Annotated in this window: 19 protein-coding genes; 12 read left to right on the forward strand and 7 right to left on the reverse strand. The window is 62.8% G+C overall.

All coding sequences use genetic code 11. The annotated features are described in order from the left end of the window. The first annotated feature begins 26 nt into the window (after positions 1-26). Together A6D6_RS09220 and A6D6_RS09225 are read left to right on the forward strand one after the other, a co-directional pair. Entirely contained in the window at positions 27-1,187 is a 1,161-nt protein-coding gene (locus tag A6D6_RS09220) for an IscS subfamily cysteine desulfurase (protein ID WP_159660547.1), read from the forward strand. 83 nt (positions 1,188-1,270) lie between these two features. Beyond that, the gene (locus tag A6D6_RS09225) at positions 1,271-1,813 is read left to right on the forward strand and encodes a heme NO-binding domain-containing protein (RefSeq protein ID WP_159660548.1); all 543 of its coding nucleotides are present in this window, start codon (positions 1,271-1,273) and stop codon (positions 1,811-1,813) included. A gap of 15 nt (positions 1,814-1,828) precedes the next feature. On the opposite strand, the gene A6D6_RS09230 is transcribed toward A6D6_RS09225, so the two are convergent. From A6D6_RS09230 to sufB, 7 genes are all read right to left on the reverse strand, one after another. Then, positions 1,829-2,281, reverse strand: coding sequence for a SufE family protein (locus A6D6_RS09230; protein ID WP_159660549.1), 453 nt, complete (start codon positions 2,279-2,281; stop codon positions 1,829-1,831). 95 nt (positions 2,282-2,376) lie between these two features. Beyond that, the gene (sufT, locus tag A6D6_RS09235) at positions 2,377-2,937 is read right to left on the reverse strand and encodes a putative Fe-S cluster assembly protein SufT (protein ID WP_133490366.1); all 561 of its coding nucleotides are present in this window, start codon (positions 2,935-2,937) and stop codon (positions 2,377-2,379) included. A 5-nt stretch (positions 2,938-2,942) separates the two neighbouring features. Beyond that, positions 2,943-3,302 (reverse strand): HesB/IscA family protein, encoded by a 360-nt coding sequence (locus tag A6D6_RS09240; RefSeq protein WP_022995335.1) that lies wholly within the window; start codon positions 3,300-3,302, stop codon positions 2,943-2,945. A gap of 22 nt (positions 3,303-3,324) precedes the next feature. Then, positions 3,325-4,539, reverse strand: a complete 1,215-nt coding sequence (locus A6D6_RS09245) for an aminotransferase class V-fold PLP-dependent enzyme (RefSeq protein ID WP_159660550.1) — start codon at positions 4,537-4,539, stop codon at positions 3,325-3,327. Next, a complete protein-coding gene (gene sufD, locus A6D6_RS09250) occupies positions 4,536-5,777 on the reverse strand; it encodes a Fe-S cluster assembly protein SufD (RefSeq protein WP_159660551.1) in 1,242 nt (413 codons plus the stop codon). The genes A6D6_RS09245 and sufD overlap by 4 nt, the downstream gene beginning before the upstream one ends. Further along, positions 5,774-6,529 carry a Fe-S cluster assembly ATPase SufC gene (gene sufC / locus A6D6_RS09255; protein ID WP_055100164.1) on the reverse strand — a complete coding sequence of 252 codons (756 nt, stop codon included), beginning with the start codon at positions 6,527-6,529 and terminating at the stop codon, positions 5,774-5,776. Before sufC ends, sufD begins: the two co-directional genes overlap by 4 nt. A gap of 110 nt (positions 6,530-6,639) precedes the next feature. Further along, a complete protein-coding gene (gene sufB / locus A6D6_RS09260) occupies positions 6,640-8,082 on the reverse strand; it encodes a Fe-S cluster assembly protein SufB (protein WP_159660552.1) in 1,443 nt (480 codons plus the stop codon). Between the two features lie 285 nt (positions 8,083-8,367). Between sufB and ndk the strand changes: the two genes are divergently transcribed. From ndk to A6D6_RS09310, 10 genes are all read left to right on the forward strand, one after another. Continuing rightward, on the forward strand, positions 8,368-8,799 hold the full coding sequence (gene ndk / locus A6D6_RS09265; protein ID WP_133490371.1) for a nucleoside-diphosphate kinase: 432 nt from the start codon (positions 8,368-8,370) through the stop codon (positions 8,797-8,799). Positions 8,800-8,857: 58 nt separating this feature from the next. Then, positions 8,858-10,000 carry a dual-specificity RNA methyltransferase RlmN gene (gene rlmN / locus A6D6_RS09270; protein WP_133490372.1) on the forward strand — a complete coding sequence of 381 codons (1,143 nt, stop codon included), beginning with the start codon at positions 8,858-8,860 and terminating at the stop codon, positions 9,998-10,000. Further along, entirely contained in the window at positions 9,997-10,773 is a 777-nt protein-coding gene (gene pilW / locus A6D6_RS09275) for a type IV pilus biogenesis/stability protein PilW (RefSeq protein WP_159660553.1), read from the forward strand. The genes rlmN and pilW overlap by 4 nt, the downstream gene beginning before the upstream one ends. Then, complete coding sequence (locus A6D6_RS09280) at positions 10,773-11,687, forward strand: RodZ domain-containing protein (protein ID WP_133490374.1); 915 nt, start codon at positions 10,773-10,775, stop codon at positions 11,685-11,687. Before pilW ends, A6D6_RS09280 begins: the two co-directional genes overlap by 1 nt. 119 nt (positions 11,688-11,806) lie before the next feature. After that, a complete protein-coding gene (ispG, locus tag A6D6_RS09285; RefSeq protein WP_022995344.1) occupies positions 11,807-12,925 on the forward strand; it encodes a flavodoxin-dependent (E)-4-hydroxy-3-methylbut-2-enyl-diphosphate synthase in 1,119 nt (372 codons plus the stop codon). Positions 12,926-13,055: 130 nt separating this feature from the next. Next, positions 13,056-14,336 (forward strand): histidine--tRNA ligase, encoded by a 1,281-nt coding sequence (hisS, locus tag A6D6_RS09290; protein ID WP_159660554.1) that lies wholly within the window; start codon positions 13,056-13,058, stop codon positions 14,334-14,336. Between the two features lie 12 nt (positions 14,337-14,348). Beyond that, entirely contained in the window at positions 14,349-14,996 is a 648-nt protein-coding gene (locus A6D6_RS09295) for a YfgM family protein (protein ID WP_236564053.1), read from the forward strand. Between the two features lie 5 nt (positions 14,997-15,001). Then, on the forward strand, positions 15,002-16,198 hold the full coding sequence (bamB, locus tag A6D6_RS09300) for an outer membrane protein assembly factor BamB (protein ID WP_133490377.1): 1,197 nt from the start codon (positions 15,002-15,004) through the stop codon (positions 16,196-16,198). Between the two features lie 298 nt (positions 16,199-16,496). Then, on the forward strand, positions 16,497-17,894 hold the full coding sequence (gene der / locus A6D6_RS09305; RefSeq protein WP_159660555.1) for a ribosome biogenesis GTPase Der: 1,398 nt from the start codon (positions 16,497-16,499) through the stop codon (positions 17,892-17,894). A gap of 82 nt (positions 17,895-17,976) precedes the next feature. Further along, a complete protein-coding gene (locus tag A6D6_RS09310) occupies positions 17,977-20,097 on the forward strand; it encodes a TonB-dependent receptor plug domain-containing protein (RefSeq protein ID WP_236564054.1) in 2,121 nt (706 codons plus the stop codon). Positions 20,098-20,166: the final 69 nt, after the last annotated feature.

Raw genomic sequence — 20,166 nt, forward strand, 5'->3', positions numbered from 1 at the left:
CATTATCAACACAGTAATCAACGTCCATGTCGCAAGCGGTTTATCTGGATTACGCCGCCACCACCCCGGTGGACCCCCGGGTGGTGGAGGTGATGGTGCGTTTTCTCGGGCCGGACGGCACCTTCGGGAATCCGGCATCGCGCAGCCATCTTTACGGCTGGCTGGCGGAGGAAGCGGTGGAAAGTGCCCGGCGGCAGGTGGCGGACGCCCTCAACGCCGACCCCAGGGAAGTCGTCTGGACCAGCGGCGCCACCGAGGCTAACAACCTGGCCATCAAGGGCGTTCTGGAGCAGCGGGGCGGGGGGCACGTGATCACCTCCGCCACTGAGCACAAGGCGGTGCTGGACCCCTGCGGCTGGCTGGAAGGGCGTGGCGTCGAGGTCACCTATCTGGCGCCGGAACCGGATGGCCGGATCACCCCGCGGGCGGTGGAAGAGGCGATGCGCGAGGACACCGTGCTGGTGTCGATCATGCACGCCAACAACGAAACCGGCGTGATCAACGACATCGGCGCCATTGGCGCCTTGTGCCGGGAGCGTGGCGTTCTGTTTCACACCGACGCCGCCCAGACCATGGGCAAGTTGCCATTGGATGTTCGGGAAACAGCGGTGGACCTGGTCTCCCTGTGTGCCCACAAGATCTACGGCCCGAAAGGCATCGGCGCGCTCTATGTGCGGCGCCATCCGGATGTGCGGGTCGCCGCTCAGATCCATGGCGGCGGCCATGAGCGCGGCATGCGTTCAGGCACTTTGCCCGCCCATCAGATCGTGGCCATGGGGGAGGCGCTGTCATTGGCCATGGCCGGCCGGGATGAAGAGAACACGCGAATCGCCGCGTTGCGGGATCGCTTGTGGGATGGCATCCGGACGCTGCCCGGCGTGTCCCTCAACGGTGCCGGCGCGCCGCGTTTACCCGGCCATATGAACGTGGCGTTCGAAGGGTTGGAAGGGGAGATGCTGCTGACCGCGTTGACCGGCGTGGCGGTGTCCACCGGGTCCGCCTGCACCTCGGCGTCGCTGGAACCGTCCTATGTGCTCAAGGCGATGGGGGTGTCCGATTCGCTGGCACACGGCTCGCTGCGCTTCTCGGTGGGCCGCTTCACCGATGAGACTCAAATCGACACGGTAATACAGAATGTGACGCAGGTGGTCACCCGCCTGCGTGACGTTGCTGCTCAAAGGGGATAAGCGGCTCTTTTTGTCTGACGGAAGGCTCCGTAACCGGCGTGCTGCTTGCTTAGGTGTTGTCACACCAAAGGACGGAGCCAACCATGCACGGAGTGATCCTTGCTCATCTGCGTCATTTCGTTACCGACCGCTATGGTCAGTCGGTATGGGATGACGTCAATCACCGAGCAGGTCTGACCGACTGCCTGCACGTGCCGATTCAACTTTACCCGGACAATCATCTGGAAGACCTGATGACGGCGCTGCAGTCGGTCACCGGACTGCACCGTGATGATTTGCTGGAGGAATTCGGCGCCTGGGTGATCCCGCCCCTGATCAATATGTACCGGGCGATGATTCCACGGGAATGGGACGCGGTGGCGTTCCTGCTCAACGTGGAGGAACGCATCCATCAGCGAGTCATTCGTCTGAAGAACCCGGAGGCGACGCCGCCGCGCATTGATGTGCGTGAGTTGGAACCACGCGTGCTGCAGGTGGAATACCGTTCCCACCGGGATCTGAGCTTGCTGGCGCTGGGCTGCGTCCACGGCGTGGCGGCGTTCTACGGGGAGAAGGTGGAGATACTGGAATCGGAGCAGGTGGACGGTGTGCGGCGCTTCGTGGTGCGCCTGGAACCCGCCGCCTGAATTCGGCGATGGCCGTCAGGCGGCCATCGCCGCCGCTTCCTGTTTGATACGGGCCACCATGGCGCGCAGGCCGTTGCCACGGGTGGGGCTGAGATGACCGAACAGGTCGATGTCCTGGAAGAAGGCGTCCATGTCCACCGCCGCGATCTGTTCCGGCGAGCGGCGGTTGAGGGCGGTGAGCACGATCGCCGCCAGCCCGCGCACGATGATGGCGTCGGAATCCACCGCCAGATACAGGCGACCCTCGCTGTCATCATAGTCGGTGACCAGCCATACCTGGCTCTGGCAGCCGCGCACGAAGCGGTCTTCGGTGCGCAAGGACTCCGGCAGTTCCGGCAGTTGCTTGCCGAGATCAATGATGTAGCGGTAGCGCTCTTCCCAGTCGCCCAGGAATTCCAGGTCGTCACGGACATCCTCGGCGGTGACGTTCTCACCCAGCTTGATGTCACGGATATTAAAGTCGCTCAAAGCCAATACCTCGTTTCGCTTGTGCGCATCGCTCTTCACGTTGGCACGAGTAAAAGCGTGTATGCGTGGGGCGTGTTGCGTGCAAGCGAGTTACTTCAGAACAATCCCAGTTCCAGTTGGGCCTCTTCGGTCATCATATCCCGGCTCCAGGGCGGATCGAACACCAGCGCCACTTCCACTTTGTCCACATTGGGGACCTTGGCGAGCCGGTCTTCCACATCGCCGACCAGGACAGGCCCCATGCCGCAAGTGGGAGCGGTGAGCGTCATCCGTACCTGCACCACATTCTGGTCGTCCCTGCGAATCACATCGCAGCCGTAAACCAGGCCCAGGTCGACAACGTTTACCGGAATTTCCGGGTCGTAGATGGTTTTCAGGGTCTTCTGAAGATCCTCGTCCCGTACCGTGCCGTCCGCTTCGGGTGCATCGAAGTCCAGTTCCAGAGGCTGCTGGCCGATGGCGTCCGCGTCGGTGCCGTCAATACGCGCCATATTGCCGTTCACGGTCACCGTATAAGTGCCGCCCAGCGCCTGACGCAGATTGACGAAGGCGTTCTTCTTGATGGTGATGCGGGTGCCGCTGGGAACCCGCCGGGCGGGCACATCCCGGCTGACCACCACGGTGCGTTGCTCTGAGGTAGAAGGGGCGCTGGTCAAGACCTTCAGACCTCGTGCACGGTGAAACTTTCACCGCAGCCGCATTCGCCGGTGGCGTTGGGGTTGCGGAACTTGAACAGGCTGTTGACGCCCTCGGTGACGTAATCGATTTCAAGGCCGTTGAGCATCACCAGCCATTTTTCCGGCACGTAGAGCGCAATGCCGTCGATATCGAAGCGCTTGTCGCCCTCGCGCGGTTCGTCGACGAAGTCGAGCACGTACATATAACCGGAGCAACCGGACTCATCCAGATTCAAGCGGATACCGGCGGCGCCGGCGCGCTCGATCTCCTTGAGAGCCTGGCGGCGGGCGGATTCGGTCAGGTGAATTTGCGCCTGGCCGGGCACGAAAGTCTGTACCGTCATGACATCATCACCTATAGAGCATCTATAGAAAGGAACGTACTTTATGGAGCGCCTGGAACAGGACGTCCACCTCATCAAGGGTATTGTAGATCGAAAACGAGGCGCGCACGGTACCGGGAATGCCGAGGCTGTCCATCAGCGGCATGCAGCAATGATGCCCGGTGCGCACCGCCACGCCTTGCTTGTCCAGCAACACGCCGACATCGGCGGGGTGGGCGCCGTCCAACAGGAACGACAATACACTGGCCTTGGTGGCGGCGTTACCGATGATTTTCAACCCCGGGAACGCCTCCGCCTGTTCATGGGCGGCGCTCAACAGAGCGCTCTCATGGGCCGCCAGCGCGTCCCGGTCCTGTTCCTGGAGCCAGCGGATGGCCGCTCCCAGGCCGACCACGCCGGCGATGTTCGGCGTGCCCGGTTCGAATTTATACGGCAGCTGATTCCAGGTGCTTTTCTCGAACGTCACCACTTCGATCATCTCGCCGCCGGTCTGGTAAGGCGGCATGGCCTCCAGCAACTCACGGCGGCCGTACAGCGCGCCGATGCCGGTGGGGCCGAACACCTTATGACCGGAGAAGGCATAGAAGTCACAGTCCAGCGCGCGCACGTCCACCGGGAAGTGAGACACCGCCTGGGCGCCGTCCACCAGGGTGATGGCGCCAGCGGTCCGGGCGGCGGCGATCAACTCCGCCACCGGCGTTACCGAGCCCAGGCTGTTGGAGACATGGGACAGGGCCACGATGCGGGTGCGCTCATTCAGTAACCGGTGGAACGTCTCGGTATCGACACTGCCGTCCTCGCGCAGCGGCACCACTTTGAGACTGGCGCCGGTGGCCAGGCAGGCCTGCTGCCAGGGCACGATGTTGGCGTGGTGCTCCAGGGTGGTGATCAGCACTTCGTCACCGGCTTTGAGCCGCTCGCGGCCGATGCACTGGGCCACCAGATTGATGCCCTCGGTGGTGCCCTTGGTCCAGATGATCTCCTCGCGATCGGCGTTGAGGAACGCCGCCACGGTATCCCGCGCCGCCTCGAAGTCCGCGGTGGCGCGGTCACTCAGGTAATGAGCGCCCCGGTGTACGTTACTGTTGGTGGTCTGGTAGTAATCCCGTATCGCGTCGATCACCCCCCGCGGTTTTTGCGTGGTGGCGGCGTTATCCAGGTACACCAGCGGTTTGCCGTTGGCCTCCTGGTGGAGAACCGGGAAGGCGTCGCGCAGCGCGGGAATGTTCAGGGTCATGCCGCTTCCTCGTTGACGCCGGGATATTGGCTCAATTCCCCCGCCAGCCACGGCTGCACCCACCGCGCCACGCCCTCGTCCGGCAGTGCCAGGATCAGTTCGTTGACGAAGCCCAGGCTCAGCATGCGTTTGGCTTCCGCCAGCGTGATGCCCCGGGATTGCAGGTAGAACTGCTGGGCAGCGTCGAGTTGGCCGACGGTGGCGCCATGGGCGCACTTCACATCGTCGTTGTAAATTTCCAGTTCCGGTTTGGTGTAGATCTCCGCGCCGGGGCTCAGCAGCAGGTTCTTGTTGCTCAGTTCCGCCAGGGTGCCCATGGCGCCTTCATGGATGTGAATGCGGCCATTGAGGATCGCCTTGCCCTTTTCACCGGCCAGACCCTTGAACACCTGATTGGAGGTGCAGTGCGGCACGCGATGTTCCACACACAGCTGATTGTCGATATGGCTTTGGCCGCGGGCCACGAACACGCCCTGCATGTTCAGTTCGGCGCCGCTTTTTTCCAGCAGGGCACGCACGTCGTTACGGCGCAGCCGGTTGCCGCCCATCAGCTGGTAGCTGTCGATGCGGCTGACACCGGTCTGCCGGAACAGCAAGGTGCTGATGTGCAGAGTGTCTTCCCGTTCGCTTTGCAGCCGGTAGTGGGTGAGATGGGCGTTGTCGCGGGCTTCGATCACTGTCACCGCATTGTTCAGCACCGGGCCCTGGCCAATGTAATGCTCGATCAGGGTCAGCTTGCTGCCCGGGTTCAACAGCACTTCCACCCGGGTCTGGCAATGGGCGGGCGCATCGCTGGCGGCATGCAGCAGCAGGTGCAGCGGTGCGCTGATTTCGGTGTTGGCGGCCACTTCCAGAGTGATGGCGTCGGTCAGCGCCGCGCCGTTGTAGAGAGCGAACGGTGTTAGCAACTCGTCACGCTGTCTGGCCCGGCGATGCAGCGTCACGCCTTCCGGCAGCTGGCTCAAGGCCTCCTGCAAGCGGCCATTGCTCATCACCAGACGATGATCCGCCAGGGTCGGCAAGGCATCGGGCAGGGCGCCGCTGGCCTGGGTTTTCAGATGGCCATCGGTGAGCGGGTGCAGGGAGGTGTACTTCCACTGCTCGGTTTTACGGTCGGGGAAAGCGGCGGCCTCCAGGGCGCTCAAGCTGTCACCGCGCAGCGGCGCCAGCGCGTCTCCGGCTTCGGACCGGCGCGCGTTGTCCACCGCCAGGGTCTTCAGTTCCAGGGGCAGGCTCATGCGGACTCTTCCTCGCCGGTCAGCCAGCCGTAGCCTTTCTGTTCCAGTTCCAGGGCCAGTTCCTTGCCGCCGGATTTGATGATGCGGCCATCGGAAAGGACATGGACGTGGTCCGGCACGATGTAATCCAGCAGGCGTTGATAGTGCGTCACCAGTACGATGCCGCGTTCCGGGCTGCGCAGGGAGTTGACGCCACGGGCCACGGTTTGCAGGGCGTCGATATCGAGACCGGAGTCGGTTTCATCGAGCAGGGCCAGACGCGGCTCCATCAGCAGCATCTGCATGATCTCGTTGCGTTTTTTCTCACCGCCGGAGAAGCCTTCGTTAACGCCGCGCTTGAGGAACTGAGCGTCCAGATTGACCTGCTTGCAGGCTTCGCGGGCCTTGCGCAGCAGCGTCACCGAGTCCCACTCTTCCTTGCCCTGGGCCTTGCGTACCGCTTCCAGAGCCGCTTTGAGGAACTCCATGTTGGACACGCCGGGGATTTCCACCGGGTACTGGAACGCCAGGAACAGGCCGGCCTGGGCGCGTTCCTCCGGCTCCAACTCCGCCAGGTCGTGACCGTCCAGAATGGCCTGGCCCCCGGTGATCTCGTAATTGTCACGGCCGGCCAGAACATTGGCCAGGGTGGACTTGCCCGAGCCGTTGGGTCCCATGATGGCGTGTACTTCGCCCGGGTTCACGGTCAGATCCAGACCCTTGAGAATGGCTTTGCCGTTGACGGCGGCGTGCAGATCACGAATTTCCAGCATGTAAATAACGCCTATGTATTAACTGTCTAAGACTTTTCCACAACGCTTCGCTGCGGAGGACGAGGCCTGGGGCCGGTTTTCGCTATTAACTGTTAACTATCAACTGTTAACTAACCAACTGCCCCTTCCAGACTCACTTCCAGTAACTTGCCGGCTTCCACCGCGAACTCCATCGGTAGTTCCTTGAACACTTCCTTGCAGAAGCCGTTGACGATCATGGAGATCGCCTTCTCCGGGTCGATGCCGCGCTGGCGGCACAGGAACAGCTGGTCGTCACTGACCTTGGAGGTGGTGGCCTCATGCTCCACCGTGGCACTGGGGTGCTTGGATTCGATGTACGGGAAAGTGTGGGCGCCGCAGCGATCGCCCAGCAGCAGCGAGTCACACTGGGTGAAGTTGCGCGCGTTCTCCGCCCGCGGGCCCATGCGCACCAGGCCCCGGTAGGCGTTGGAGCTCTTGCCCGCCGAGATGCCCTTGGAAACGATGGTGCTCTTGGTGTTCTTGCCCAGGTGGATCATCTTGGTGCCGGTGTCGGCCTGCTGGGCATGGCGGGTCAGGGCCACGGAATAGAACTCGCCCACCGAGTTGTCGCCGCGCAACACCACGGACGGGTATTTCCAGGTGATGGCCGAGCCGGTTTCCACCTGGGTCCAGCTGATCTTGGCATTGTCATGGGCGACGCCGCGCTTGGTGACGAAGTTGTAGATGCCGCCCTTGCCGTTCTCGTCGCCGGGATACCAATTCTGCACCGTGGAATACTTGATCTCGGCGCCGGGCAGGGCCACCAGCTCCACCACCGCCGCGTGCAGCTGATTCTCATCACGCTGCGGCGCGGTGCAGCCTTCCAGATAGCTCACGTAGCTGCCTTCGTCGGCGACGATCAGAGTGCGTTCGAACTGGCCGGTGTTGGCTTCGTTGATGCGGAAGTAGGTGGACAGCTCCATGGGGCAGCGCACGCCCTTGGGGATGTAAACAAAAGAGCCGTCGGTGAACACCGCGGAGTTGAGCCCGGCGAAGAAGTTATCGCTCTTGGGCACCACGGAGCCCAGGTATTGCCGCACCAGCTCTGGATGTTCCTGCACCGCCTCGGAAATGGAACAGAAGATCACCCCGGCCTCGGCCAGCTTTTCCTTGAAGGTGGTGCCGATGGACACCGAGTCGAACACCGCGTCCACCGCCACCCCGGCGAGCATTTCCTGCTCATGCAGGGGAATGCCGAGCTTCTTGTAGGTGTCGAGAAGCTCCGGATCCACCTCGTCCAGGCTTTTTGGCCGGTCTTCCATGCTTTTCGGCGCGGAATAGTAGGAGATGGCGTCATAGTCCACCTTCGGATAATGCAGGTGGGCCCATTCCGGCTCCGGCATTTCCCGCCATTTGCGGTAGGCTTCCAGACGCCACTCCAGCAGCCACTCCGGCTCTCCTTTCTTGGCGGAGATGAAGCGGATGACGTCTTCGCTGAGCCCCGGCGGCAGGGTGTCGGACTCCACCAGGGTGGTGAATCCGGCCTCGTACTCGGAGCGGATGACTTTGTCCAGTTCGGCTTGGCTGCTCATAATCTCAGAATACCAGAGTAATTTAGTCAGGTATTATACGGGATCCGACGGCGGGGTGGAATCCAGAGTGGCGATGGGATTGATAGGCGGTGACCCCGGGGGGCCTGAAACCGGCGCCAACGGTATCATATTTAACCCCGGATGCGTATAATCCGCCGGTTTCAGGCCCCCGGATCGCGGCGAGGACCGCCCAGGCCGAGTCCACGGGCGCGGCCGGCCGAACGGCGCGGGCGCCCATTCAATGAAAGTAATGCAAATTCATGCAATTCTGGAGAAGACACAGCGATGTCAGTAGAGCGTACTCTCTCGATCATCAAGCCCGATGCCGTGGCCAAAAACGTCACCGGTGAGATTGTCGGCCGTTTCGAAAAAGCGGGCCTGAAGGTCGTGGCCATGAAAATGCTGCACCTGAGCCGTGAGCAGGCCGAGGGCTTCTACGCCGAGCACAAGGAGCGTCCTTTCTTCGGTGATCTGGTGGCCTTCATGACCAGCGGTCCGGTTATCGTGCAGGTGCTGGAAGGCGAAGGCGCGGTACTCAAGAACCGTGACCTGATGGGTGCCACCAACCCGAAAGAAGCGGAAGCCGGCACCATTCGCGCCGACTTCGCCGAAACCATTGATGAAAACGCGGTACACGGTTCCGACTCCACCGAGTCCGCCGCCCGTGAAGTGAGCTATTTCTTCTCCGACGAAGAAATCTGCCCGCGCACCCGCTAAGGTGGTGGGTGGACGCCTCGCCGCAGGGCGGGGCGTGACGCCGCCGCAGGAGGAAGCCATGAGTGTCCCGCAAAAGGTCAATCTGCTCGGTTTCAGCCGTGAGCACATGGAAGCGTTCTTCCTCGACATGGGGGAGAAAAAATTCCGTGCCCAGCAGGTGATGAAGTGGATCCATCACCATCAGGCGGACCATTTTGACCAGATGACCGACGTCGGCAAGGCGTTGCGCCAGAAGCTGACCGAGGTGGCGGAAATTCGTGGCCCCAAGGTGCTGCATGAAGGTATTTCCCGGGACGGCACCCGCAAGTGGGTGTTCGAGGCTGACGGCGGCGGCGCGGTGGAAACCGTGTTCATCCCCGATGGCCGCCGCGGCACCCTGTGTGTGTCCTCCCAGGTGGGCTGCGCCGTGGATTGCGGCTTCTGCTCCACCGGTAAACAGGGTTTTCAGCGCGATCTGACCAGTGCGGAGATCATCGGCCAGGTGTGGCAAGCGGGCCGTGCCTTTGGTCCACGCCGTAATCTGGGCGAGCATCCGATCACCAATGTGGTGATGATGGGCATGGGCGAGCCGTTGTTGAATTACGGCGAAGTGCTCACCGCCATGCGCATCATGAAGGACGACCTGGGTTATGGCATCGGCAAGAAGCGCATTACCCTGTCCACTTCCGGCGTGGTGCCGAAGATCGACCAGCTCAGCCAGGATCTGGATGTGGCGCTGGCGGTCAGTCTGCACGCGCCCAATGATGAGCTGCGCAACGAACTGGTGCCGCTCAATCGCAAATACCCGCTGGCGGAACTGATGGCCGCCTGCAAACGCTACAGCGACAATATTACTCACCGTCACAACACCATCACCATGGAATACGTGATGCTGCGTGACGTGAACGACAAACCGGAGCACGCCCGGCAGCTGGTCAAGCTGCTCAACGGCATTCCGGTGAAGGTCAACCTGATCCCCTTCAATCCCTTCCCCCACGCTGGCTATGAGCGCTCCCGGAAAAAAGACATCCTGGAGTTTCATAAATTCCTTAATGACCATGGCCTGCTGACCACGGTACGCACCACCCGGGGCGACGACATCGACGCTGCCTGCGGGCAACTGGTGGGCACGGTGCAGGACCGCACCCGTCGTGCCGAACGTTGGAAAAAATCGGTGTTTCACCGCACCGAACAGGCCGATGGCAATGCGGCGTCCGTATGATAAAACGACATTTTTCTTTGGTTGTGGTACTGGCCGGAGGCCTTTGGCTGTCCGGTTGCGCGGTGGAGAGCAGTCGTAACAACGTCAAGGTGGACGAGGCGGTCACCAGCCGCGTCGCCGCTGGCCTTCAATATCTTCAGCAGGGCAATCCCAGCGAGGCCCGCCGGCATTTTTCCCGGGCTCTGTCACTCAATGACAACAGTGCCAAGGCACACAATGCCATGGCCTTGTTGTATAACTACGAGCGCGATCCGGAGAATGAGGAGCGTCACTACAAGCGCGCCCTGCGGATCGACGGTGATTACGCGCCGGCGTTGAACAACTACGGAACCCTGCTGTACAGCCAGGGTCGGTACCAGGAAGCGCTCAAACTGTTCGGCCGGGTCGCCAACGACCCCGGTTACGAAGGGCGGGGCAGTGCCTATAGCAATATCGGCCTGTGCCATTTGCGCCTGGACCAGCCAGAGCAGGCCAAGGAAGCCTTTATCAAGGCGCTTCGTCTGCAACCGCGATCGGTGACACCGAATCTGGAGCTGGCGCGGCTGTATTATCAGGAGCAGCGCTACGATCTGGGCTGGGACTACTACCAACAATACACTCAGCGGGTGGGTCGACAGGACCCCGCCGGGTTGTGGCTGGGGGTGCGGCTGGCCCACGAGTTGGGCCGTAAAGACCAACAATCCAGTTATGAGCTTGCGTTGCAGAATCTCCACCGGGGCTCCCGTGAATACCGGCTCTGGCAGGAGTGGCGCGACGCTCAGGAGGCACCTTAATGAGCGAGTCAGGGACGGAACTGCCCGGCGCCCAGTTGCGTCGAGTGCGTGAAGAGCGGGGCATGACCCGCGAGGAAGTGTCCGAGCACCTGCACCTTTCGATGAGCTACCTTCAGGCTCTCGAGGAAGACGATTACGGGCGTTTGCCCGAGCCGCCCTTTATCAAAGGGTATTTGCGCAATTACGCCCGCTTGCTTGGTTTGCCTGGAGAGGAAGTGGCGTCCCGCTTTCAGCAGCATGTGAACCAGAACCATCGGGAGCCAGTACCCACCGAATCCCTGCATGAGCCGCTGAGCGGTGGCCGCGACTGGCGTTGGCCGCTGCTGCTGGTACTGCTGGTATTGTTGCTGCTGGTCCTGGCATGGTGGTTATGGCCTTCCGCCGGCGAGCCCGAGGCGCCCGGTGAGTCTCCGGACACGGTGGAAGAGAGTGTGGTACCGGAGGCGTCACCGACGCCGCCGGACGCCGGGGTCGGGATGGCGCAGCCGCCCACATCGCCGGCGGAGCCCGCTCAGGCCCCCGAGAGCACCACTCCGGAACCTGTCATGGAGCCGTCTTCCAATACGGTGGATAATGGCGAGGACAGTGGGACCGAAGCCGTGGAGCCCCGGGCAGGTGCCCCGGAGCAGACCGGGGAGGACAGCGAAACCGCGGCCGGGCAGGCCGAGACCGGCGGTGACCGGCTGGAGATGGCTTTTTCCCGCGATTGCTGGGTCCGCATCGTGGACGCCACCGGAAAGCGCCTGGTGGAAGGTGTGCAGAACGCTGGCGACCGAGTGTCCCTCAATGGCGAGGCGCCTTATCGGCTGACCGTCGGCGATGCCGCCGCGGTGAGCGAGATGACGCTCAACGGCAAGGTGGAAACCCTTCCCGGCAGCGGGTCCGGCCAGGTGCTGCGTTTCTCTATGCCGTAGCCCCGTTACCGTAGTCCCGTATTAGCATGGCCCCGACAGCCGCCCAAAGCTGTTGAATGCCCGGCCCGCCGCCGGGCCGCGATGAGTCGATCAGACGTTTCAGCTCTTCAGGAGTCAGTATGGAACCGGAAATTTCCATTCAACGCCGCAAATCCCGGCAGATTCATGTGGGATCCGTGCCCGTTGGCGGTGACGCTCCGATCTCCGTGCAGAGCATGACCAACACCGATACCTGCGACGTGGACGCCACGGTGGCGCAGATTCGCCGCCTGGAAGAGGTGGGGGCCGATATCGTGCGGGTTTCGGTGCCGACCATGGACGCCGCCGAGGCTTTCGGCAAGATCCGCAAACAGGTACAGGTGCCGCTGGTGGCGGACATCCATTACGATTACAAGATTGCCCTGAAAGTAGCGGACGAAGGCGCCGACTGCCTGCGTATCAACCCCGGCAACATCGGGCGCGAGGACCGGGTGCGGGCGGTGATCCAGTCCGCCCGTGATCACGGAGTTCCGATCCGTATCGGGGTCAACGCCGGCTCGCTGGAGAAGGAACTGCAACGCAAATACGGCGAACCCACCAGTGACGCGCTGGTGGAGTCGGCGTTGCGGCACGCGGAGATTCTCGACCGCCACGATTTCCAGGAATTCAAAATCAGCGTCAAGGCCTCCAATGTCTTCATGACCCTGCAGGCTTACCGCAAGCTGGCCACCCAGGTGGAGCAACCCCTGCACCTGGGCGTCACCGAGGCGGGCACGTTCCGCTCCGGCACGGTGAAATCCGCGGTGGCGCTTGGCGGTCTGCTGCTGGAAGGCATTGGCGACACCATCCGTATTTCCCTGGCCACCGACCCGGTGGAGGAAATCCGTGTCGGTTTCGATATTCTCAAAAGCCTCAATTTGCGCAAGAAAGGCGTCAACATCATTGCCTGCCCGAGCTGTTCGCGGCAGAACTTCGATGTGATCCAGACCGTCAACGAATTGGAAGCGCGTCTGGAAGACATCAATGAATCCGTGGACCTGGCGGTGATCGGCTGTCTGGTCAATGGCCCGGGCGAGGCTCGCGAAGCGGACGTCGGCCTCACCGGCGGCACGCCGAACAATCTGTCCTATGAAGATGGCCAGAAAAGCCACCATGTGAAACAGGAAGACCTGGTGAGCGAACTGGAGCGGATGGTGCGCGCCAAGGTGCAAAAAATGCGTGACGACGAAGCCAAGGGTATTATCGCGCGTAGTGAATAAACAGCGCCGGAAGCCGGACGCCGGATGCTTGACGCCGAAAAGCGGCAAGTCTCCGGCGTTTGTTGTTTCCGGTCGGGTTTCAAGCGTCGGGCGTGCAGCGCCGGGCGTCGAGCGTTAACAAGGAGAACCGGTGGGCAAGAAGATCACCTCGATTCGCGGAATGAACGACATCCTGCCCCAGCAAACGCCGTTATGGCAGTGGCTGGAGGACAGGGTGCGCGGTGTGCTGGCGGCCTATGGCTACCAGGAGATACGCACGCCGATTCTGGAACAGACTGATCTGTTCAAGCGTGGTATCGGTGAAGTCACCGACATCGTCGAAAAGGAAATGTATACCTTCGAGGATCGCAACGGCGACAGCCTGACCCTGCGTCCGGAAGGCACCGCCAGCTGCGTGCGCGCCGCCGAGGAGCACGGTCTGCTCTACAACCAGACCCAGCGACTCTGGTATGCCGGGCCCATGTTCCGCCATGAGCGTCCCCAGGCCGGCCGTTACCGCCAGTTCCACCAGATTGGCGTGGAAACCTTCGGCATGGACGGACCGGACATCGACGCCGAGGTGATTCTGCTTTCCGCGCGTTTGTGGAAGGCCCTGGGGCTGTCCGATCAGGTCACCCTGGAGCTGAACTCCCTGGGCGACGCCGAGGACCGCGCCCGTTACCGTGACGCCCTGGTGGCCTACCTGCGCGAACACAGTGAGCGGCTGGACGACGATTCCCGGCGCCGGCTGGAACGCAACCCGCTGCGCGTGCTCGACAGTAAGGACGCCGGCACCCGCGAAGTGCTGGAGCAGGCGCCGCGTCTGGAAGACTTCCTCAACGACGACGCCCGCGAGCATTTCAGCAAGCTGTGCGCGTTATTGGAGGCCGCCGGCATCGAGTACCGCCTCAACCCTTATTTGGTGCGCGGACTGGACTATTACGGCAAAACCGTATTCGAATGGACCACCCAGGCGCTGGGCGCCCAGGGCACGGTCTGTGCCGGCGGCCGTTACGATGGCCTGGTGGCGCAGCTGGGCGGCAAGCCGACCCCGGCGGTGGGCTTCGCCATGGGCCTGGAGCGGCTGATTCTGCTGCTGGAACAACAAAATCCGGAACTGCCGGCGCCGGTGGCACTCTATATTGCTGCCATGGGCGAAGTGCAGTCCCAGGCTCTGGCTCTGGCCGAGCGTCTACGGGACCGGCTCCCCGGCATCGGTATCGTCACCCATTGTGGTGGCGGCGGTTTCAAGAGCCAGATGAAAAAAGCCGACCGCAGCGGCGCCCGCTACGCGCTGATCCTCGGCGAGGACGAAGTGGCGCGCGGGGAAGTGGCGGTGAAGCCGCTGCGTGAAGACGCGGAACAACAGCAATTGCCCGAGACCGGGTTGGCCGACTGGCTGGCCGAACATCTCGCAAGATCACAAGCGTAAGGAGAAACAGGGGTGGCCGATTACATCCGTGACGAAGAAGAACAAGCCGAGCGTCTGCGCAACTGGTGGCAGAAAAACGGCGTGGCCACGGTGGTGGTGATCGTACTGGCGGTGGGTTCGATGATCGGCTGGCGGCAATGGCAGCAGCATCAAAGCGTCGAAGCCGGCAAGGCCTCCGGCCTGTACGAGAAAATGATTAGCGCGATGCCGACTGGTGCCGGCGACGGCGATGCCGGCGTGGTGAAAACCAATGCCGAAGCCTTGATCGACCAATTCGCCGGCAGCAGCTACGCCGGTTACGCTCATCTGGCACTGGCCAAGCTGGCGGTACAGAACGGTGATCTGGGCGAGGCCGCCAGCCAACTGCGCCTGGTGGTGGACAAACCCGCCACCAAGGAACTGGAACACGTGGCCCGGCTGCGCCTGGTGCGAGTCCTGATCGCCCAGAACGAGCTGGACGCCGCCGGCAAGGAGTTGGGCCGTACCTGGCCCGAGGCCATGCAGGGGCAGGCCCTGGAACTCAAAGGCGACGTCGCCAAGGCCAGGCAGCAATGGGACGAAGCACGGGACGCTTATGCTTCCGCACTGGAAGCCATGGGCGGCCAGGGGGGAAGTGACCGCGTGCAAATGAAACTGGATGACCTGAACCGTCAATCGTGAGATTTATGCAGCCTCTTAAAGCCTCCCAAGCTTCCGGCGGTCTGCGCCGCTCCCTCACCACGCGCGGCCTGGTGGCCCTGGTGGCGGGCGCGCTGGTACTGACCGGATGCAGCAGTAACCCCAACGCCATCGAGCCCAATGATCTGCCGGACTTCGACAGTGCCTACAAGGTCAAACGGCTGTGGAAAGCCAATGCCGGCGACGGTATGGACGAGACCTCGATGAAACTGAGCCCGGCGGTGACCAGCCAGCAGGTGTTCGCCGCCGACGTACACGGCCAGGTCTACGCCTTCAACCGTGAAGACGGCGATCGCCAGTGGCGTAACAAAACCAAGGATCGCATTTCTGGCGGCCTCTTCGCCGGTTACGGCAAGGTCTACTACGGCACCCGGGAAGGCGAAGCGGTGGCGCTGTCCGCCGAGGACGGCAGCGAATTGTGGCGCCGCCAGTTGAGCAGTGAGATCCTCTCCGCGCCTACCGCCACCGGTTCCCTGGCGCTGTACCAGACCATCGACGGCCGTATCCAGGCACTGGACAGCGAAACCGGCGAGCCGCGCTGGGAGTACGAGACCGCCATCCCCAACCTGATTCTGCTCGGTGGCACGCAGCCGGTGGTGACCGCCGGGCGCGTCTACGCCGCCTTTTCCGGCGGCAAGGTGGTGTGCCTGGATGAACAGACCGGTTCGCCGATCTGGGAGCGCCGGGTGGCCGAACCCACCGGCCGTTCCGAGCTGGATCGTCTGGTGGACATCAACACCAGCCTGATCGTGGAGAACGGCGGCGTGTTCACCGCCACGTTCCAGGGCAAGGTGGCGGTGTTGGACTGGGAAAACGGCCGCCCTTACTGGGCCAAGGACATTTCCAGCCATCAGCGCCTCAGTTCCGATCTGGGCACGCTGTTCGTCAGCGACGATCAGGGCCTGGTGCGCGGCGTCGATCAGCGCAGCGGTACCTTCCTGTGGCAGCAGGACAAGCTGTACGGCCGCCGCCTCACCGGCACCACGGTGCAGGACGACCTGGTGGTGGTCGGTGACTACGAAGGCTATCTGCACTGGATGGACCAGAGTGACGGCAAACTGGTGGCCCGCTATCGCCATCGCGGCAAACCCATTGTTTCCGCGCCGATCCGCCACGACGACGTCATCTACGTGCTCGGCAGCGAGGGCCGTCTGGCCGCTTACCGCCTGGAAGCCCGGGACTGATCCGAACCGGTCAGTCCTGAAAAGGCACCGCGGTCTATGGATCGCTAGTGTCCACAAATTTGGACGGCTCCGCACGAGCGCCGATTCGCTGCCAAGGCAGCTTCCCACACAGGTCCGATCCCTCTGTGGGAAGCTGCCTTGGCAGCGAATCGGCGTGTAAGCGAACCATTTCACAACCGTGGGGCAGCAGTGGCCCACGGATTGCGATACCGTTTGCCGCCCCGCCAGCACCGATTAATTTGGCAACTTCCCCGCTAAGTTAATACCATAGCGCCCCAATATACCGTCAGAGTGCCGCATGAAACCGGTTATCGCCCTGGTGGGCCGCCCCAATGTGGGCAAGTCCACCCTGTTCAATCGCCTCACCCGTACCCGGGACGCCCTGGTGGCGGACTTCCCCGGGCTCACCCGTGACCGCAAATACGGGGACGGCCGCATGGGCGATCGGCCCTATATCGTGGTCGATACCGGCGGTATCGGCGAAAGCGAGGAGGGTATAGACCGGCCAATGACCGATCAGGCCCTGCTCGCGGTGGGTGAAGCGGACGCGGTACTGTTCCTGGTGGACGGCCGCGCCGGCCTGACCGCCGCCGACCAGCAGGTGGCCTCGGAGTTGCGCAAGTTGCCCAAGCCGGTGTTCCTGGTGGTGAACAAGACCGATGGCCTGGACCCGGATTCCGCCATGGCGGATTTCTACGCTCTGGGACTGACTCAGGTGCTGCCCATCGCCGCTGCCCACGGGCGTGGCGTACGCGCGCTGATGGACGAAGTACTGGCGGTCTTCCCCGAGCCGGAGGAAGCCGGTGAAGAGGAAGAACCGGAAGATCCGGACACCGTGCGGGTGGCGGTGCTGGGTCGCCCCAATGTGGGCAAATCCACGCTGATCAACCGTATACTCGGCGAAGAGCGGGTGGTGGTGTTCGACCAGGCCGGTACCACCCGGGATTCCATCGAAGTGCCGTTCGAGCGCAATGGCCGGCCTTATGTGCTGATCGACACCGCCGGAGTGCGCCGCCGGGGCAAAGTCCACGAGACCATCGAAAAATTCTCGGTGATCAAGGCGTTGCAGGCGGTGGATGCGGCCCAGGTGGTATTGCTGGTGGTGGATGCCCGGGACGGCATCAGTGACCAGGATCTGCACCTGTTGGGCTATGTGCTGGAAGTCGGCCGCGCCCTGGTGATCGCCATGAACAAGTGGGATGGCCTGGAAAGCGATCATAAGGACTGGGTCAAGCAGCAACTGGATCGCCGCTTGCAATTCGTGCCCTGGGCTAAAATAAAATTCATCTCCGCCCTGCATGGCACCGGCGTTGGCGACCTGTTCGGGCTGGTGGAGCGGGCTTGGGATTCCGCTTTCATCAAGATCGGCAGCAATGCCCTGACGCGCATGCTGGAAGACATCACTCATTCCCATCCGCCGCCGCGCAGCGGCCGTTTTCGTGCCAAGCTGCGATACGCGCACCTGGGTGGCTCGAATCCGCCGGTGGTGGTGATCCACGGTAACCGCACCGATTCCTTGCCGGTGAGTTACCGGCGTTATCTGGAGAACCGGTTCCGGGAATTGTTGAAGATCGAAGGCTCGCCGATCCGGCTGGAGCTGAAATCCGGTGACAACCCCTACGAGGGGCGCAAGAATCCGCTGACCGATCGGCAGATCCGCCGCCGGCGGCGCATGATGAAACACATCAAGAAATAACTCGAACTCCGATAGAAAAAACGGAGAACGGTTGCCGTCGTGGGGACGGCGCCGCTCGGGATCAAGCGGGGGGAAGCACGGGGTGCGATACCACTGTGGAGTGTGGCTCTGGTCCGCCGCCGTACTGGCAAGTACGGTGGGGCTGAGCCACGCCCAGGAGATGGCCGGGCCGGACATTCCACGGGTCCTGACCCCGGCCCGTCTCGACCAGCCCCTCTCCGAAGCTCCCGCCAGTGTCACCATCATTACCCAGGATATGATCCGCGCCAGCGGCGCCAGGGAGCTGTATCAGGTCATGCGGCTGGTGCCCGGCATGAGCGTGGCCAAGGCCGACGGCAATGTGCCGTCGGTGTCCTATCACGGCACGCAGGCCCGTGATCACCGCCGCATGCTGGTGCTGCTCGATGGTCGCAGCGTTTACCGGCCGGGGTTGGCCCGGGTCAACTGGAATGACCTGGCCATCGCTCTGGAGGACGTGGAGCGCGTCGAGGTGACGCGCGGCCCGGCTGCCGCGGCCTATGGCGCCAACGCCTTCTCCGGGGTGATCAACATCATCAGCCGCGACCCACGCGACAGCGAAGGCCAGGCAGTCCGTCTGCGCGCTGGCAACAACGGTATCCGCGACGCCTACGTTAGTGGTGGCTGGCACCGTGGCAACGGGGCTTTCCGGGTGTCCGTGGAAAGCCGCGCCGACCACGGCTACGACGCTGGCTTGCCACCGATGGAGGGCGGCGATGCCAAGCGCACCCACAACGTTAATGGCCGTGGGGTCTGGGAACTGGACAACGGCGACGTGCTCAGCTTCTACCTGGGGGGCAGCCGTTCAAAACTGGAGCGGGCACCGGAAAGCAGCCTGCGCGGCCTGGGTGACTACCAGGGACTGGCGATACAGCGCGATGACAGCGCGTTCGCCGGCATGGTGTGGGAACGTCAACTCTCCGACTGGCATCAACTGAAAGTATCCGGTTACGCCCAGTATTCCGACGAAGAGCTGCCGCTGACCATGTGCTATTTCGATCCTCTCACCGGACAACACGGCGCTGGCGGCGGCCTGTTTTTCTCGAAGGAAATGCGCGACCTGTATCTGGCCCACGGCGGCGACCTCGACGCCACGCTGGCCGCCGCGCCCACCGACCCGGCGGTGAGGCAGCGTTATGCCACGTTGCTCGGTAGCGGCGCCGACCGCTTTTGTGGCACCAGCTATCTGGACGTGCGCGAGCACCGTTACGATCTGGAAATCCAGGACACCGTTCAAATCAACCGGTGGGCCCGGCTGGTGGCGGGGCTCAACCTGCGTTACGACCGGGGTAGCTCGCAAACCTACCTGAGCGGCACCGCCGACAACGTCAGCCGCCGTGCTTTCGCCAACCTGGCCTTGAAACCGTTGCCCCGGCTCACCGCCAACCTGGGGGGCTACTGGGAATACGATGACCTCAACGGCGAGCACTTCTCCCCGCGGGTCGGTTTGTCCTGGCGATTGATGCCCGGACACCATTTGCGCTGGGTATACGCCCGTGGCCTGCGCGCGCCGGACATCTACGAGGACCAGGCCCATTCCAACGCGCCGATCAGCCGGCTCAACGGGCCCTTCGGTGACCGCACCGCGGACTGGCTGGGTTGGGACCCGGCCTACTTCTTCGTCAGCGAACAGGCCGATGGCAATCTGAAGCCGGAACGCATCCGCTCCCGGGAATGGGGCTACTACGGCCACTTCGGTGACGTGGAACTGGATGTGCGTTATTTCCAGGAGGAACTCTGGGACCTGATCAGCGGCCCCATCAGTCCGGTGAATTTCGACGCCGACAACAGTGGCGAGGTCACCCATCGTGGCACCGAAGCGCAGCTCAGCTGGCGGGCCGGGGCCCGGCACTGGCTGCGTCTCAGCGGCGCTCATATCCACACCCGCGGCAACCGCGCCACGGAATTACGCTTCGCCGCCCGCGACAGCGGTAGTGCCCTGTGGGAATGGCACGCGCTGCGCAACTGGTGGCTTTCCGGTGGCTATTACCTGGCCCGGGACTACAACCATCATCCCTACGAACGAGTGGATCTGCGGCTGGCTTATCGCCGTGCTCTGGGGCCCACCTACCTGGAGACCAGCTTGCTGGTGCAACACTACCTGGAAAACGAACCGGTGGTGTTCGCCGAAAACCAGTACCGGGACGATGAACGGTTCTGGGTGACCCTGGCCTTGCGGTTCTGACCATGACGGAGCGACGCCTTTTCCATCATATCCGCCTCTTCGCCGTCACCGGCGGGGAGCGGATTGATG

Source organism: Alcanivorax xiamenensis (assembly GCF_009846745.1).
GTDB lineage: Bacteria > Pseudomonadota > Gammaproteobacteria > Pseudomonadales > Alcanivoracaceae > Alloalcanivorax > Alloalcanivorax xiamenensis.